Consider the following 14607-nt stretch of genomic DNA (forward strand, 5'->3'; position numbering starts at 1 on the left):
AATGATATGGTTACCAGGGAACAGGCTTTAACGGCTCATTTTTTCCTTTTCCTCTCCTAAGAGCTGCTGCGAATCGGTTAAGGCTGTGCCGAGGATCTTTAACAGAGTGTCTTTTTCCAGAGTAGGAGAATAATAAAATCCCTGCTGGTAATTACAGCCGGCTTCTGTCAGGATCTGAACCTGGTTTTCCGTTTCCACGCCTTCGGCAATAATGGTCATATGAAGATCTCTTGCCATCCGGACCAGCCCTTCAATGACGGACCGGGACCTTTTATTCGTCTCAAGCTGCCATACGAACAGGCGCTCAAGCTTTAAGGTATCCACTGGAAGCTCCAGAATGGAAGAAATTCCGGAGTGGCCGGAACCGAATTCATTGAGGATGATCTCCACGCCCATTTCCTGCAATTGCTGTAGGGTCACGTTGATGTTTAAATAAGCCATGATCAGGGCGCTTTCCTGGATTTCCAGAGCAAGTTTTCCCTCTGGTATGTGATAGGCCTCCATAATGCGCTTCACTTCGTCAAGGAAATCTTCCTGTAAAAAAAGAACGGGGGAAATGGGGAGGGCAATGGATTCAAATTCGCAGCCAGCTTCAAGGAGCCCCAGGATGCACTGGGCCGCCTTTTCCAGGGCATAGTATTCAATAGCCCGTATCTGCCCGGAATCCTCTGCAACAGGAAGAAATTCGCTGGCGCCGATCAGCCCCAGGCCTTTAATAAAGATGCGCATATAAAGCTCGGCCCGGGTGAAAGTTCCTGTATCAATATTAAGGGTAGGGCGGTAACGGACTTCCACCTCTTCCTTTTCCAGGGCTGTCCTTAAATAATGGGCAATGGCCTGGCGCCGCTGCAGCTGCTTCTGCAAGGCGCTGTCAAAGACAACTGCCTGGTTGGGACCGCCTTCCTCCGCTTTTAAAACGGCTAAGTCCAGACATTTAAGCATCTGGTCCGGTGAAGAGGCATGTCCGGGATAGGAGCAGATGCCCATCTGTGCGGAACATAAGCAGTCGGTTCCGCTGACTTTCCAAACATGGTCAAACTTTCCGGCAATTTCTTCCGCAAGCTCCAAAGCCTGTCCCTGGGTGTATCGGTCCAGTATGATAATATATTCCACGCCAATATAATGATAAACGCTTTTTCCTGTCACTTCTTTTAAATAGGTAAGGATCTGTTCCAGAAGGCTTTCGCAGTATTCATAACCAAATACCTGGTTCAGCTGTTTAAAATTCTCAATGTGAAGCTTTAGCACAGCGCCCCGTTCTGCGGAGCCCATTACCTGGCTTAAATGTTTTAAACAGGCTTCCCGTTCCGGCTTGCTCTCTAATGAAGTATGTTCTATAGCCTGGACTTCTGTCTCTGCCTGCTGTGGCAGAGGCGTTTTTTTGCAAAACCAATTCATATGGATTCCCCCTCCTTTTATCGGTTGTTAAAATTTATTGTATTATAAAAGCAGGGTGAAATCAAGAAATAATTGGAAAAGGGAAAAAAGGCATTAATCTGGAAATAGAGAGAATAATAAAGGTAAGATGAACATTTTTTTGTATTTCAGACGTAAAGGCAAGAGGTGGAAAGAATGAAATCAATCTGGACAGAATCAGCCAGAATTCCTGGCCGGAACCCTTTGGCAGGGAACAAACGGACAGAGGTGGCAGTGATAGGAGCTGGAATGGCAGGAATACTCACTGCCTTTTATCTGCAAAGGCATGGGCTTCATGTGGTGGTGCTGGAAGCAGACCGCATAGGAAGCGGGCAGACAGGATTTACAACTGCAAAGATCACATCCCAGCATAATCTGATCTACGAAAAACTGGCACGCACCATGGGAGAGGAAACGGCAAGGCTGTATGGAAAGGCAAACCAGCTGGCAGTAGATGAGTATGGAAAACTCATCAGACGCTATTCCATACAATGCCATTATGAACAGACGGATGCATACCTGTATTCGGTTCAGGAGTCGGAAGTCCTTTTAAGAGAGGCTGAGCGGGCTGCCAGGCTTGGGCTTCCGGCTTCCTTTGTCAGGGAGACCGGACTTCCATTTTCTGTTCATGGAGCAGTTCGTTTTACCGGACAGGCTCAGTTTCATCCTCTGGAATTTTTAAGAGATATATCTGCAGGCCTTACGGTTTTTGAGCGGACAAAGGTCCTTAGGGTTCAGGGTCATGAAGTCGTGACGGATAAAGGGGTGGTAAAGGCAGAAAAAGTGGTATTTGCTTCTCATTATCCTTTTGTCAATGTGCCGGGATTTTATTTTGCAAAAATGTATCAGGAAAAAAGCTATGTCATGGAGCTTGAGCCGGTCAATTCTTTAAAAGGCATGTATCTTGGAATTGACGAAAGGGCATATTCCTTCCGGAATGCCGGCGATAAGCTTCTCCTGGGATATGGAAGCCACAGGACAGGAAAAGCGCCAAAGGATAATCCCTTTTCTACCATGAAACGTGCAGGAGAACATCTGTTTCCTGGGACAGAAGAAATCAGAAGATGGACCGCCCAGGATTGCATGACTTTAGATGGAATTCCCTATATTGGCCCGTTTTCGTCCCTAAGGCCGGACTGGTATGTTGCTACAGGCTTTGGAAAGTGGGGCATGAGTTCCTCCATGGTGGCAGCCAAAATATTAAGCACCCAGATAACAGGAAGAAGAACACCTTATGATGAAGTGTTTTCTCCCAGAAGACATCATTTGAAGGCTGCCGCCGGTACACTGATTTCCCATGGCATCCAATCGGTAAAGGGACTTTCGGCCGGAACCATGAAGGGAGCCGTAAACTGCCCCCATATGGGCTGCCGCCTGGTATGGAACCGGTATGATAAGCGCTGGGAATGCCCTTGCCACGGATCTTCCTTTGAAATTAATGGAAAAATTTCAGCGGGCCCTGCACAACAGAGTATTCCTTTCATAGATTGATATTAGAAACTTTCAATAGCGAAAGGAGTCATACATCCTATGGATTGTTATACGAAGCAATGGTGTCCCGGTAATATGACCGGCACCGGCTCGACCGGCTGGGAATATGCCATGGGGCTTGATATGTCTGTAAGCCCTGGTACGGTAATCCGCCCTGACATGCCGCTTGGCTCAGGCCCTGCAAAATCCGCGGAACCCGGGGCAGAACCCATACTTATGAAGCAGCAGGATATGGCTGCAGGTCCCTGCCCGTGGATGCCGCCAAAAAGACCAAGGTGTTCAGATACAAGAGGTGAATCTGAAACCAAGGCAACACCCATGCCCATGAATTGCCAGCCAGTGCTATTATGTCCGATGCCGGAAAAAAGCGGTGAGATGCCAGCCCGCACGATGCCGGAAAGATGCATGCCGGAAAAAAGCAAGGTGATGCCAGTTTGCCCGATGCCGGAAAAATGCAGAGAGATGCCAGCCCGTACGATGCCGGAGAAATGCATGCCGGAGAAATGCAGAGAGATGCCAACCTGTACGATGCCGGAAAGATGCATGCCGGAGAAATGCAGAGAGATGCCAGCCCGTACGATGCCGGAGAAATGTATGCCGGAGAAATGCAGAGAGATGCCAACCTGTATGATGCCGGAAAGATGCATGCCGGAGAAATGCAGAGAGATGCCAGCCTGCCCGATGCCGGAAAAATGCATGCCGGAGAAATGCAGAGAGATGCCAACCTGTATAATGCCGGAAAGATGCATGCCGGAGAAATGCAGAGAGATGCCAGCCCGCACGATGCCAGAAAAATGCATGCCGGAAAAATGCAGAGAGATGCCGGCCTGCCCAATGCCGGAGAAATGCAGGGGAAAAGTAAAAGAAGCAATGCCCATGAGATGTCCGAATATGGCAACAAGCCCCGCTTTTATAAAGTGTCCGGAAATGCCCACATACACTGCTCCGGCCAAATGTCCCGGCATGCCGGCTCCAGCTCCTTGTCCAGCCGAAAATATCGACCAGTTTCCAGTTGGAATGGCATATGTACCATGGCAGTGCTGGCAGCAGGTGTATCCGATGGATACGGCCTTGAGCGTGGGAACCATCTTCCCGGATCTGAATAAACCATTTATTATGGGGGGGTGCCAGTGATGATGGGTTATAATGTTGATTGCGATATGCTGTTAAGGCAGGTATATGAAGCCAGTTTTGCAATGGATGATGTGGTTTTGTATCTTGACACCCATCCAGACGATCAGGAGGCATTAAACTATTACTTCTATGTAGCTGATCTGCGGCAGCAGGCAATGCAGGCTTATGAAGAGCAGTGCGGCCCTCTGATGGTTGATGGAGTCATGGATGAGAATTACTGGACCTGGATCAATGATCCATGGCCATGGGAAGGAGTGTGCGGCTAATGTGGAGGTATGAAAAGAGATTACAGTATCCGGTAAATATTACTACTCCCAATCCCAAGATTGCCAGTTTTATTATGAGCCAGTATGGAGGACCATACTGCAGTGCCGTATAATCAGGCAAACCTGCAGCATGGTCCTTTTGCATGGTCATAAAGAGATATAATAGAAGAATTTCAGCTTTCCTTCCCGTTTATCATAAACAATTTTTTTTACAACACTTCTCAGGGCATTTCCTTTTATTTCGTTACTTACAGCTGGATCGGAGATGATGTCACAGGCCTTTTGGATCCGGGCTGCCAGCTGGATCTTATCAGCGGCCTTGTCACGGCCAGGGCAGCTGTTTAAATCAGTTAAACGGTTCTCAAGTTCTTCCTGTTCTTTTTCAAGGCGCGTTTTTCCGGCTTTGTATTCTTCCAGTGTATCAATTCCATTTTCATAAGCGTCTTTTATCCGCTGTTTTTTATGATCAATCCTTGAGAGCGCTGCCTGTATATTTTCCTTTTCATCAGATGTTCCGGAAACAGGCTTTCTTACATAACTGTATTTCATATCTTCGGCTGTAAGAGCATTGCGGAGAGATTCTATAATAAGGCCCTCTATTTTTTTTGCGGTAATGCTGCAGGATTCCCTATGAAATCCCTTGGCATAACGCCAGCACTGGAAATAGCTGGGATGGCGGTTCGTATCCGGGGCCTTGTTAAATACAAGGCTTGCACCACAGTACCCGCATTTTAGGAGGCCGGAGGCCCAATGTTTACAATCGGACACTTCCCGGCGTTTCCCGGGCCTGTATTCTCTTTGCAGCCGCATCTGATTGTCCTTAAAAACCGATGTCACCATTTCTCTGGTCTCGTGCTGTCCATGAAAGGAGATATCTTTCCAGGTAACGATCCCGTCATAAAACTGGTTTTTTAAAATGCGTTCAACCGCCCTGCGGTCGAACCTGTTTCCTCTTTTGGTTAAAAACCCCAGTTCATTGGCACTCCTTGCGATGGCAGACAGATCCATGCCATTATAATAGGACTGGTGGATATATTCCACGATCTTATATTCTTCATCATAAATGAGAAAAGGCTTTCCTTCTCCCACCGCACGGTATCCCAGGCAAGGGGAGGCCTGATAGCCTTCCCTTAAAGCTTTTTCCGTCATGCCTCTGGTGACTTCCCCGGATAAGTTGATGGAATAGTATTCATCAAACCATTCGATGATACTTTCAATGAGACGGCCGAACATGCCTTCCATAATGGGCTCGGATACGCTTTTAATGGTCACGCCGCACTTTTTCCGGAGAACGCTTTTATAAAACATGCTCTCTTCCTGATTTCTTGCAAAACGGGAAAACTTCCAGAGATAGAGATACTGAAAGGGAGAGGGCTGTGATTTGGCCATGGAAATCATTTTCTGGAATTCCTTCCGGTTGTCGGCACGGCGGCCGCTGACCCCCTTTTCTTCAATAAATATAAATTTTTCCGGGATAAAGATCCCATCTGCTTTTGCTGCCTTTTTTATTTCTCTAAGCTGTGCATGGGGAGAAAGCTCCGTCTGGTCATTGGTGCTGACGCGAATGTAAGCGGCCCCGATTTCCGGTGTTTCATTTTTTTTCAAAATCCATCCCCTCTTTCCGGCTGTACTTGGAAAACATCAGGAAACAAGTACAATCCGTGTCACATACATTTTACCAGGGAGGAGATGGAAATATGAACAAAAAACCAATGATTGAAAATTACGTGGAAATTGACGGCAAAAATGTTCTTATGGATTCTCTGCCAGAGGAAAAGCGTAAGGAAATTGCATTGATGATCCAGGATAAGATGATGGAATCCATGGGATTTAGAAGAATAACCTCTTCAGGCTGATAACGGAGGGAGAGGACAGGCCAAATATGGAGGGAGCCGGCTAGATGGGGGAACAACCTGGCCGGAACCTGGGACCGGCCAGGATACAAATCAAGATCAGGCATTTGGATTGCAGTCCTGAAAAGGAAAGAAAAATTCCGGGATTCCCCTTACATAGGGAGCGATATCGTACTGCTGATAGTAGATGACAATTCCCGATGGTTTGGTAAAAAATCCATTGATGTTAAAATTACCCCGCAGGAGCGCTGCATAGTCATCAAAATATTGGGAAGGGGTTGTTTTCATCTCTTCTTCTATCTGCTGCTGGATTCCTTTGAAAATGTAATCCGTAAATTGAGGATTGCCAGGGAAGAAATCAATGAGCCCCAGCTGTTTTCCGGTGCAAAAGTCCCATGTTTGGGAGTCCCGGGTTGTAGTTCCATGGGCGCCTCCAAGATAAGAGTACTGATCGGTAAAGAGGCTGGTGGTGCAGTCGTTATTGTATGTGATCCGATAGACTGATAAAAATTCATGGCTGTTAAAGGGAAACTGATTTTTTTGTACGAACATTGCTTTATCAACGGCCTGTGGGTAAAGCACGGTGCGGCAGTAGTTCTCAGCCTGTCTGGACCGGAATTCATAAAACTCATTGATGCTCTGGGCAGAGGTGGAGCTGCATGTTGTGGTGAAATGGGGATAATGGATTGTATAGGTAAAAACGGTGATCCCGTTGTAGCGCATAATATCTGTCAGCGTTTTTTTAGAGATTGTCTGCATGGGAGCCTCATAAAAGGAAGGTTTCTATAATATATGGGTAAATGGGTTTAATTATGAGCTTAAGGAAAGGTATGGAATCTGGTTATCTGTTTCTGACTTAAGGAGGACCTGATGGAGAAATGGGCGCCTCCATGCGTTATCTTTCCCAACGCTATGCCATGCCTTATAAGGAATGTAAAGGACTTTTGACGGATATTGGAACGGAAGAATTAGCTCACTTAGAAATCGTAGCGACCATTGTTCACCAGCTGACAAGAAACTTAACGCCGGAGCAGGTGGTGGAATCAGGCTTTGGCCCTTACTACATTGACCACACCACAGGAATTTGGCCGCAGTCTGCAGGCGGGGTCCCCTTTAATGCCAACCAATTCCAGTCAAAGGGAGATCCCATCACTGACCTTGTAGAGGATATGGCGGCAGAGCAGAAGGCAAGGAGTACTTACGACAACATTCTTCGTGTTGTAACAGATCCTGAAGTATGTGATCCGATTCGTTTTTTGAGAGAACGGGAAATCGTTCATTTCCAGAGATTTGGGGAAGCTTTAAGAATCACCCAGGATAATTTGGACAGCAGGAATTTCTACGCATTCAATCCAAGCTTTGATATTAGAAATCCGTGCTGATGAAAACAGGCCGCAGCGTAAATCTTTAAGCTGCGGCCTGTTTTTCTGCGGCAATTTACGTGGTTTTTCCGCAAAAATTTCCTTTATTCGATTGACGGAGGCTGTTTATACTAGTAGAATAATAGACAAATATACAAGAGAATGGGGCATTATTTATGGATAACAGACATAGTATTTTGACAGACGCACTTCCGGATCAGGCTGTTTTTGCTCTGGATATTGGAACCCGGAGCATCATCGGCATGGTGGGCATGCCTGATGGGGACAGAATTCATATCGTTGCCATAGAGAGAGCCGAGCACACAAAACGGGCGATGATTGACGGCCAGATCGAGGATATCGACCAGGTGGCAAAGATCGCAGGCCAGGTCAAGGACAGGCTGGAGAAAAAGCTGGGGTGCAGGCTTGATAAGGTCAGTGTAGCTGCTGCCGGAAGAGCGCTGCGGACTGAAAGCGTGACCTATGAGATGGAGCTTCCCAGGCCTCAGAAGATCGATGCGGAATCCGTCAGCCGCTTAGAGGCAGGTGCAATCAGCGAAGCAGAAAAAATGTTTATGAATAGAGAAGGCAGGGAAACAGACCGGCAGTTTTACCTGGTTGGTTATACGGTAAGCCGCTATTATCTGGACAACTACATGATATCCAATCTGATCGACCATCATGGACGGGTCTTAAAAGCTGACATTATTGCCACCTTCCTTCCCACAGAGGTAGTGGAAAGCCTTTATGCGGCCATGCACAAAATCGATTTGGAGGTGTCAAGCCTTACCTTAGAGCCTATTGCAGCGATCAATGCAGCGATTCCTCAGAATATCCGCCTCTTAAACCTGGCAATGGTGGACATCGGAGCAGGAACCTCTGATATTGCGGTCTGCAGGGATGGCTGCGTGACCGGCTATACCATGGCAATTCTTGCCGGAGATGAGATCACCGAGACCATTATGAAGGAGTATCTGGTGGATTTTGATACCGCAGAAAAAATCAAATCAGAGATTGACCAGGAGGCGGAGCTTCATTTCACGGATATTCTGGGATTTGAACAAATCATTACACGGGAATCCATCTTTGAATGCATCAAGGAAGCATCCTCCAGGCTTTGCGAGGAGATATCAGCAAAAATCCTGGAGGTAAACGGCGGGGTGCCGTCGGCGGTCTTTCTGGCTGGGGGAGGAAGCAGGCTCTCCGGTTTAAAGGAAGGGATCGTAGAGCATTTGAACATTGACCCGAAACGGGTCGCCATTGCAGGAAACAATTTTAAGATCAATGCCTATTCAGACGAGTATGACCTTGAGAATCCGGAATTTGCCACTCCTCTTGGAATCGTCATATCCGCAGGCTTCAGTATCGTTAATGACAGTTTCCGAATCACTTTAAATGACAGGCCGGCAAAGCTTTTCCGGAGCGGAAGCTTTACCGTAATGGATGTTCTGATGATGAATGGCTACAATTATCAAGATATGATCGGTCATTCCGGCCAGAATCTGGTAGTAAGTGTCAATGGAAAAAGAACGGTTTTTTATGGGGAGAAAGCAGAGCCGTCTGTATTAAAACTCAATGGAGAAGAAACACAGCTTTCTGATCCGGTAAATACAGAGGACTGGATCGTATTTGTGCCTGCCAGCCGTGGAAAGAACGCTTCTGCTATGCTTTCCGATGTGGCAGAGCTTTCAGAAGGGAACAAAGTACTGGTAAACGGTGAAGAGGTGAAGGAGGATGTACCTCTGAAATTCGGTGACAGCATTATTATAGAAAGCACAGCAGCCCAAGCAAAGGAAGAGCAAGAAAAGAATCCCGGAGTTGAGAGACAGGAGGAAACCAATTTAAGCTTTCTTAATACGGCTCCAACAGTCCTAGCTCCCCAGGCAGGGAATGGAGAAGTAGAAGAGAGCGGTGAAAGCAAGGGAAAGATCACGTTCTTTTTAAATGACAGACCTCTGACCCTTCCCTTAAAGCCGGATCACCAGCCATATTATCTGATGGACATGCTGGAATATTCCGGATTGGATTTTAAAAATGTGACCGGACAGGTGGTATTGGAAGTAAATGGGGAAAACGGATATTTCCAGCAGGAATTACATAGCAGGGACCGTATCATGATCTATCAGGTCAAATAGGATTTGAAGGAGAAGGACTAACATGTTAAAGGTTATAAAAAGGGATGGTGCTGAAGCGGACTTTGATTTATCAAAGGTCAAGGAAGCTATGAAAAAGGCATTTACTGCTACCGAAAAGTATTATACGGACAGCATTGTGGAATTGCTGGCCTTACGGGTGGCTTCTGATTTTAAGGATAAGGTCAGGGAAGACCAGGTCCCTGTGGAGGATATCCAGGACAGCGTGGAAAAGGTGCTGGAGGAGACCGGATATACGGTTGTGGCAAAGGCGTATATCCTGTACCGGAAGCAGAGAGAAAAGATCAGGAGCCTTGGAGCCACCACTCTTGACTATAAGGATGTGGTGGATAATTACGTAAAGGTAGAAGACTGGCGTGTAAAGGAAAATTCCACGGTGACCTATTCTGTGGGCGGCCTGATCCTTAACAATTCCGGAGCTGTGACGGAAAACTACTGGCTTTCCGAAATTTACGATAAGGAGATCGCAGATGCTTATAACAGGGGTGATATCCATATCCATGACCTTTCTATGCTGACAGGATACAGCTGCGGGTGGTCTTTAAAAAAGCTTCTGCTTGACGGCCTGGGAGGAATTACGGGAAAAATTACGGCCTCTCCTGCAAAGCATCTGGCTACCCTGTGCAATCAGATGGTTAATTTTCTCGGAATCATGCAGAATGAATGGGCTGCTTCCCAGTCCTTCTCATCCTTTGACACATACCTGGCGCCTTTTGTCAGGGCTGATGGCCTTGCTTATGACAAGGTTAAAAAATGCATGGAAGCATTTGTGTTTGGAGTGAACACTCCAAGCCGCTGGGGAACCCAGGCACCATTTTCCCATATTTCCCTGGATTTAACGGTTCCTGAGGATATGAGAGAGGAAAAGGCCATTGTGGGCGGTAAGCGGATGGACTTTACCTATGGGGACTGCCAGACTGAGATGGATATGATAAACCGTGCGTTTCTGGAGACTATGCTGGCCGGAGATGCAGGCGGCATGGGATTTCAGTATCCAATTCCCGTATATGGTGTGTCTGAGGATTTTGACTGGTCAGATACAGAGAATAACCGCCTTTTGTTTACACTTGCCTCCCACTATGGAACGCCTTATTTTTCCAATTATATCAGGGGCAGCCAGGTACCGGGAGATGTAAGGATCTCCTATCATGGCGTTGTCCCGGATCTTACAAGGCTGCGCAATAAGGCAGGAGGATTCTTCGGATATGGGGAAAATACCGGGTCCATTGGTGTGGTAACCATAAATCTTTCCCGAATCGGCTTTTTATCTTCCGATGAATCAGATTTTTACAAACGTCTGGACCAGGTGGCGGATATTGCAGCCAGGTCCTTGAAGATTAAACGGGATGTGATAGGCAGGCTTTTAAAGAAAGGGCTTTATCCTTATACGGCCTGTTATCTGGAAGACCTGGAAAACTATTTTTCTTCTATAGGCGTTATTGGAATGAACGAGGCGGGTCTTAATGCTTCCTGGCTAAAATCCGGAATGGAATCCAAAAGGACAAGGGATTTTGCAGCGGATGTGCTGAAGCATTTAAGGGAGAAGCTGGTTGGCTATCAGCTGGAGTACGGGAATTTGTACTGCTTAGAAGCGACTCCGGCGGAGTCGGCGGCCTACCGTCTGGCAATGATCGATAAGAAGGAATTTCCGGAGATTAAGACAGGAGGAAAGGCGGGAGATATCTCTTATTATACCAACAGCACCAAGCTTTCCTCTGATTTTGGAGGAACACTTAGAGAAGCCCTTGAAAACCAGAATGCAGTCCAGCCCCTTTATACGGCGGGCACCGTATTTTCCGTTTATATGGAAGAGGAAGCAAAGGACTGGAAGAGAGTCCGAAATTCTTTGAGGAAAATGGCGGAACATTATGATATTCCATATATGACCTTTACACCGGTGTATTCTATCTGCCAGACCTGCGGGTATCTTACCGGAAGAGAGGAAATCTGCCCCAAATGTGGGAAACAGACAGACGTATACAGCAGGATTGCCGGATATTACCGTCCCGTACATGACTGGAATGAGGGAAAAATCCAGGAATTTAAAAACCGGAAAATGATGATTTTGGAAGACTGAAATCAGAAGCCGGACATACATAGTGAGCAGGATCCATGATAAAATCCCGGTTTTCTTTCAGAAAGCCGGGGTTTTTGACTTCTGCCAGCAATGAGCCGGATAAATATGCCTACACATTTATTGGGCCAATGCCGCAGAAGCTAAGAAAACAGATAAATATTTAAACAGGAAATTTTCCTGGAAAAATTATAGATAAATAAAAGTGTTATTGTTTGTTGAATATGTACATTGAAAAAAGAGAGGGGATATGCTAGCATATATACAAGGTGTTAGATTTGTATACAAATTTTATAGTTTGAATACATTTCAAAACACGGAAATGATGAGATAACTGACCCCAAAAAATAAGCAAAGGAGAGATTAATCATGAATTTAGCAAACCAGTTTTCCCTTGATGGAAAAGTTGCATTAGTCACAGGCGCTTCCTATGGCATTGGATTTGCCATTGCAAAAGGTCTTGCAGCAGCAGGCGCAACCATTGTTTTTAATGATATCAAGCAGGAATTAGTTGATAAGGGAATTGACGCATATAAGGAAGAGGGAATCAAAGCTCATGGTTACGTATGTGACGTTACCGATGAAAACGCCGTAAACGCTATGGTAGCTCAGATCGAGAAGGAGGTCGGCGTGATCGACATCCTGGTAAACAATGCTGGTATTATCAAGCGTATTCCTATGTGCGATATGACCGCTGAACAGTTCAGACAGGTAATTGACGTAGATTTGAACGCTCCGTTTATTGTTGCTAAGGCAGTTATTCCGTCTATGATCAAAAAAGGACACGGAAAGATCATCAACATCTGCTCCATGATGTCCGAGCTTGGCCGTGAGACCGTATCCGCATATGCGGCAGCAAAGGGCGGACTTAAGATGCTGACCAAGAACATTGCATCTGAGTACGGTGAATTCAACATTCAGTGCAACGGCATTGGACCTGGCTACATCGCTACCCCACAGACCGCACCGCTGCGTGAGACTCAGGCAGATGGTTCCAGACATCCATTTGACCAGTTTATTATCTCTAAGACTCCGGCAGGACGCTGGGGAGAAGCAGAGGATCTCTCAGGTCCGGCTGTATTCCTTTCCTCTGACGCTTCCAACTTTGTCAACGGACATATTCTGTACGTGGACGGCGGTATCTTAGCTTACATTGGCAAACAGCCGCAGTAACAGTCAGAGTTCAACATTCAGGTCCGGCCCTTTTCATGAGCCGGCCCTGGTGCTAAAAAATATGACCATGATGTCTGCTTTCAGGGCGGAGGTCATGGCATATTTTTTAACAGGTCTAATATAGAAGACGGAGAGGGTTCAATGGAAGGAAAGACCAAAACCTATAAAAACCGCGGTGAATTGGTGTTTGAGACGTTAAAGCAGGAGATTCTGGACCTGGAATTAAAGCCCGGACATATCATCAGCGAGAATGAAATCTGTGAACGGTTTGGCGTATCCCGGACGCCTGTCAGGGAAGCGGTGAGAAGGCTTCAGGAGCAGGGCTTTGTCAACTCGGTGCCATATTCCGGCACACAGGTAACGCTTTTGAATCTGGATACTATTAAACAGATGATATACATGCGTGTTGCGGTGGAAACCATGGTAATGCGGGATTTTATGAATATGGCGACGCCTCTCTGGATGGAGGAAGTCCGGTATCTGATCCGCAAGCAGCAGGCTCTGATTCAGGAAAAAGGATTTGAACCGGAGCAGTTTTACCGTATGGATGCCCAGATGCATGCGATCTGGTATCAGGCTACCGGCAAACAGAAGCTTTGGGATATGATACAGGCCCAACAGTTACATTATACAAGATTTCGTATGCTTGACTTTGTAACCGAGACGGATTTTACCAGAATCATCAGAGAGCACACAGAGCTTTTTGAACTGCTGGAGAAAAAAGACATCGAAGGCCTGGAGCGGTCCCTCAGAGAACATCTGTGTTACAGCATGCAGAGAATGAAGTATCAGATAGAAGTAGAATATAAAGACTATTTTGAGCAGGAAGAGCAGGAGGACTGATCATGGCGAATGTATCAATAGCTGTAAGAAACCAGAATGGCGGGGTAAAGGCATCCGTATTGGGAGAGGATCAGGCAATCCTCGTGTTTGAAGGAGAATACGAAGAAGGAGATACCATTGTATTCACAACAGACAAACCAGATACTCATTATGCAGTACGCATTGATGACTGCATGGATGAGTCCTTTGTCTATCTGACAAAGACGGAAGTAGTTTATACCATACCATTTGGAGAGAAAAAGATTTCCTATAATCCGCAGGCCTTTACAGGAGAGCGTCATTATCTGACCATACGGGAAGCTTTTGACCATGAAGCAGGCATTTACAGGAACCTGGCAAAGAATGTCATGGACCAGCACGGTGATACGGGCTGTTTCCCTCATGCCTTCGCCAACGTGGAAACCAGGGGAGAAGCGGTGTTTGCGGCGCGCAATGCCATTGACGGCGTTCTCGCCAACGAATCCCACGGAGCATGGCCCTATGAGTCATGGGGAATCAACCGTCAGGATGATGCGGAAATGACCCTGGACTTTGGCCGCCCTGTAGATTTTAATAAGATTGTTTTATATACACGTGCAGATTTCCCCCATGATAACTGGTGGGTAAAGGCAAAGCTTACGTTTTCCGACGGAACGGAAGAGATAGTGGAAATGGAAAAGAGCGTGAAGCCTCACCTGTTTTCCCTGGAAAGAAAGAATATCACATGGGTGAAAATAAGTGATCTGATAAAAGCGGACGATCCTTCCCCATTCCCGGCCCTCACCCAGATTGAGGTATACGGAAAAGACTCCCAGTGAGAATAGAAAGAAGAGTGTCAGAATGATCCGGATAACGGACATTCCG

General features: G+C 46.5%; 13 protein-coding genes and 2 pseudogenes. 11 read left to right on the top strand and 4 right to left on the bottom strand.

The genetic code is table 11. The features are described from left to right. Positions 1-27: 27 nt before the first annotated feature. A complete protein-coding gene (locus ABFV83_RS02635) occupies positions 28-1398 on the bottom strand; it encodes a bifunctional diguanylate cyclase/phosphodiesterase (RefSeq protein WP_349947400.1) in 1371 nt (456 codons plus the stop codon). 174 nt (positions 1399-1572) lie between these two features. Between ABFV83_RS02635 and ABFV83_RS02640 the strand changes: the two genes are divergently transcribed. Next, positions 1573-2907 carry an FAD-dependent oxidoreductase gene (locus ABFV83_RS02640; protein ID WP_349947401.1) on the top strand — a complete coding sequence of 445 codons (1335 nt, stop codon included), beginning with the start codon at positions 1573-1575 and terminating at the stop codon, positions 2905-2907. Positions 2908-2954: 47 nt separating this feature from the next. Here ABFV83_RS02640 and ABFV83_RS02645 read toward each other — a convergent pair whose 3' ends face one another. Further along, the gene (locus ABFV83_RS02645; protein ID WP_349947402.1) at positions 2955-3842 is read right to left on the bottom strand and encodes a hypothetical protein; all 888 of its coding nucleotides are present in this window, start codon (positions 3840-3842) and stop codon (positions 2955-2957) included. An 82-nt stretch (positions 3843-3924) separates the two neighbouring features. On the opposite strand from ABFV83_RS02645, the gene ABFV83_RS02650 reads away from it, so the two are divergent. The 3 genes and pseudogenes from ABFV83_RS02650 to ABFV83_RS02660 form a co-directional block, all read left to right on the top strand. Then, positions 3925-4041: a spore coat associated protein CotJA gene (locus ABFV83_RS02650; RefSeq protein ID WP_349948849.1), complete on the top strand. Its 117-nt coding sequence runs from the start codon at positions 3925-3927 to the stop codon at positions 4039-4041. Next, positions 4041-4307, top strand: coding sequence for a spore coat protein CotJB (locus ABFV83_RS02655; protein ID WP_054739092.1), 267 nt, complete (start codon positions 4041-4043; stop codon positions 4305-4307). Before ABFV83_RS02650 ends, ABFV83_RS02655 begins: the two co-directional genes overlap by 1 nt. Beyond that, a pseudogene (locus tag ABFV83_RS02660) lies at positions 4307-4402 on the top strand (manganese catalase family protein); the annotation flags it as partial. The gene ABFV83_RS02655 and the pseudogene ABFV83_RS02660, both read left to right, overlap by 1 nt. 52 nt (positions 4403-4454) lie before the next feature. On the opposite strand, the gene ABFV83_RS02665 reads toward ABFV83_RS02660, so the two are convergent. Further along, on the bottom strand, positions 4455-5912 hold the full coding sequence (locus ABFV83_RS02665) for a recombinase family protein (protein WP_349947403.1): 1458 nt from the start codon (positions 5910-5912) through the stop codon (positions 4455-4457). A 92-nt stretch (positions 5913-6004) separates the two neighbouring features. Between ABFV83_RS02665 and ABFV83_RS02670 the strand changes: the two genes are divergently transcribed. After that, positions 6005-6163 carry a hypothetical protein gene (locus tag ABFV83_RS02670; RefSeq protein WP_349947404.1) on the top strand — a complete coding sequence of 53 codons (159 nt, stop codon included), beginning with the start codon at positions 6005-6007 and terminating at the stop codon, positions 6161-6163. Positions 6164-6259: 96 nt separating this feature from the next. On the opposite strand, the gene ABFV83_RS02675 is transcribed toward ABFV83_RS02670, so the two are convergent. Beyond that, entirely contained in the window at positions 6260-6919 is a 660-nt protein-coding gene (locus ABFV83_RS02675) for a DUF3298 and DUF4163 domain-containing protein (RefSeq protein WP_349947405.1), read from the bottom strand. 101 nt (positions 6920-7020) lie between these two features. Here ABFV83_RS02675 and ABFV83_RS02680 point away from each other — a divergent pair. The 6 genes and pseudogenes from ABFV83_RS02680 to ABFV83_RS02705 all read left to right on the top strand — a co-directional run. After that, positions 7021-7542: pseudogene (locus tag ABFV83_RS02680) on the top strand (manganese catalase family protein); the annotation flags it as partial. Positions 7543-7697: 155 nt separating this feature from the next. Next, positions 7698-9656: a cell division FtsA domain-containing protein gene (locus ABFV83_RS02685; protein WP_349947406.1), complete on the top strand. Its 1959-nt coding sequence runs from the start codon at positions 7698-7700 to the stop codon at positions 9654-9656. Between the two features lie 22 nt (positions 9657-9678). After that, positions 9679-11751 carry a ribonucleoside triphosphate reductase gene (locus ABFV83_RS02690; RefSeq protein ID WP_349947407.1) on the top strand — a complete coding sequence of 691 codons (2073 nt, stop codon included), beginning with the start codon at positions 9679-9681 and terminating at the stop codon, positions 11749-11751. Positions 11752-12117: 366 nt separating this feature from the next. After that, positions 12118-12921: a gluconate 5-dehydrogenase gene (locus tag ABFV83_RS02695; RefSeq protein ID WP_349947408.1), complete on the top strand. Its 804-nt coding sequence runs from the start codon at positions 12118-12120 to the stop codon at positions 12919-12921. A 141-nt stretch (positions 12922-13062) separates the two neighbouring features. Continuing rightward, positions 13063-13764 carry a GntR family transcriptional regulator gene (locus ABFV83_RS02700; RefSeq protein WP_349947409.1) on the top strand — a complete coding sequence of 234 codons (702 nt, stop codon included), beginning with the start codon at positions 13063-13065 and terminating at the stop codon, positions 13762-13764. Positions 13765-13766: 2 nt separating this feature from the next. Then, positions 13767-14561 carry a carbohydrate-binding protein gene (locus ABFV83_RS02705; RefSeq protein ID WP_349947410.1) on the top strand — a complete coding sequence of 265 codons (795 nt, stop codon included), beginning with the start codon at positions 13767-13769 and terminating at the stop codon, positions 14559-14561. Positions 14562-14607: the final 46 nt, after the last annotated feature.

The organism is Lacrimispora sp. BS-2 (genome assembly GCF_040207125.1).
Taxonomy (GTDB): Bacteria; Bacillota; Clostridia; order Lachnospirales; family Lachnospiraceae; genus Lacrimispora.

Bases quoted from the DNA above. Each gene is read 5' to 3' on its own strand.
- ABFV83_RS02635 (WP_349947400.1), bottom strand. From the start codon at position 1,398: ATGAATTGGTTTTGCAAAAAAACGCCTCTGCCACAGCAGGCAGAGACA.
- ABFV83_RS02640 (WP_349947401.1), top strand. From the start codon at position 1,573: ATGAAATCAATCTGGACAGAATCAGCCAGAATTCCTGGCCGGAACCCT.
- ABFV83_RS02650 (WP_349948849.1), top strand. From the start codon at position 3,925: ATGGCATATGTACCATGGCAGTGCTGGCAGCAGGTGTATCCGATGGAT.
- ABFV83_RS02655 (WP_054739092.1), top strand. From the start codon at position 4,041: ATGATGGGTTATAATGTTGATTGCGATATGCTGTTAAGGCAGGTATAT.
- ABFV83_RS02670 (WP_349947404.1), top strand. From the start codon at position 6,005: ATGAACAAAAAACCAATGATTGAAAATTACGTGGAAATTGACGGCAAA.
- ABFV83_RS02675 (WP_349947405.1), bottom strand. From the start codon at position 6,919: ATGCAGACAATCTCTAAAAAAACGCTGACAGATATTATGCGCTACAAC.
- ABFV83_RS02685 (WP_349947406.1), top strand. From the start codon at position 7,698: ATGGATAACAGACATAGTATTTTGACAGACGCACTTCCGGATCAGGCT.
- ABFV83_RS02690 (WP_349947407.1), top strand. From the start codon at position 9,679: ATGTTAAAGGTTATAAAAAGGGATGGTGCTGAAGCGGACTTTGATTTA.
- ABFV83_RS02695 (WP_349947408.1), top strand. From the start codon at position 12,118: ATGAATTTAGCAAACCAGTTTTCCCTTGATGGAAAAGTTGCATTAGTC.
- ABFV83_RS02700 (WP_349947409.1), top strand. From the start codon at position 13,063: ATGGAAGGAAAGACCAAAACCTATAAAAACCGCGGTGAATTGGTGTTT.
- ABFV83_RS02705 (WP_349947410.1), top strand. From the start codon at position 13,767: ATGGCGAATGTATCAATAGCTGTAAGAAACCAGAATGGCGGGGTAAAG.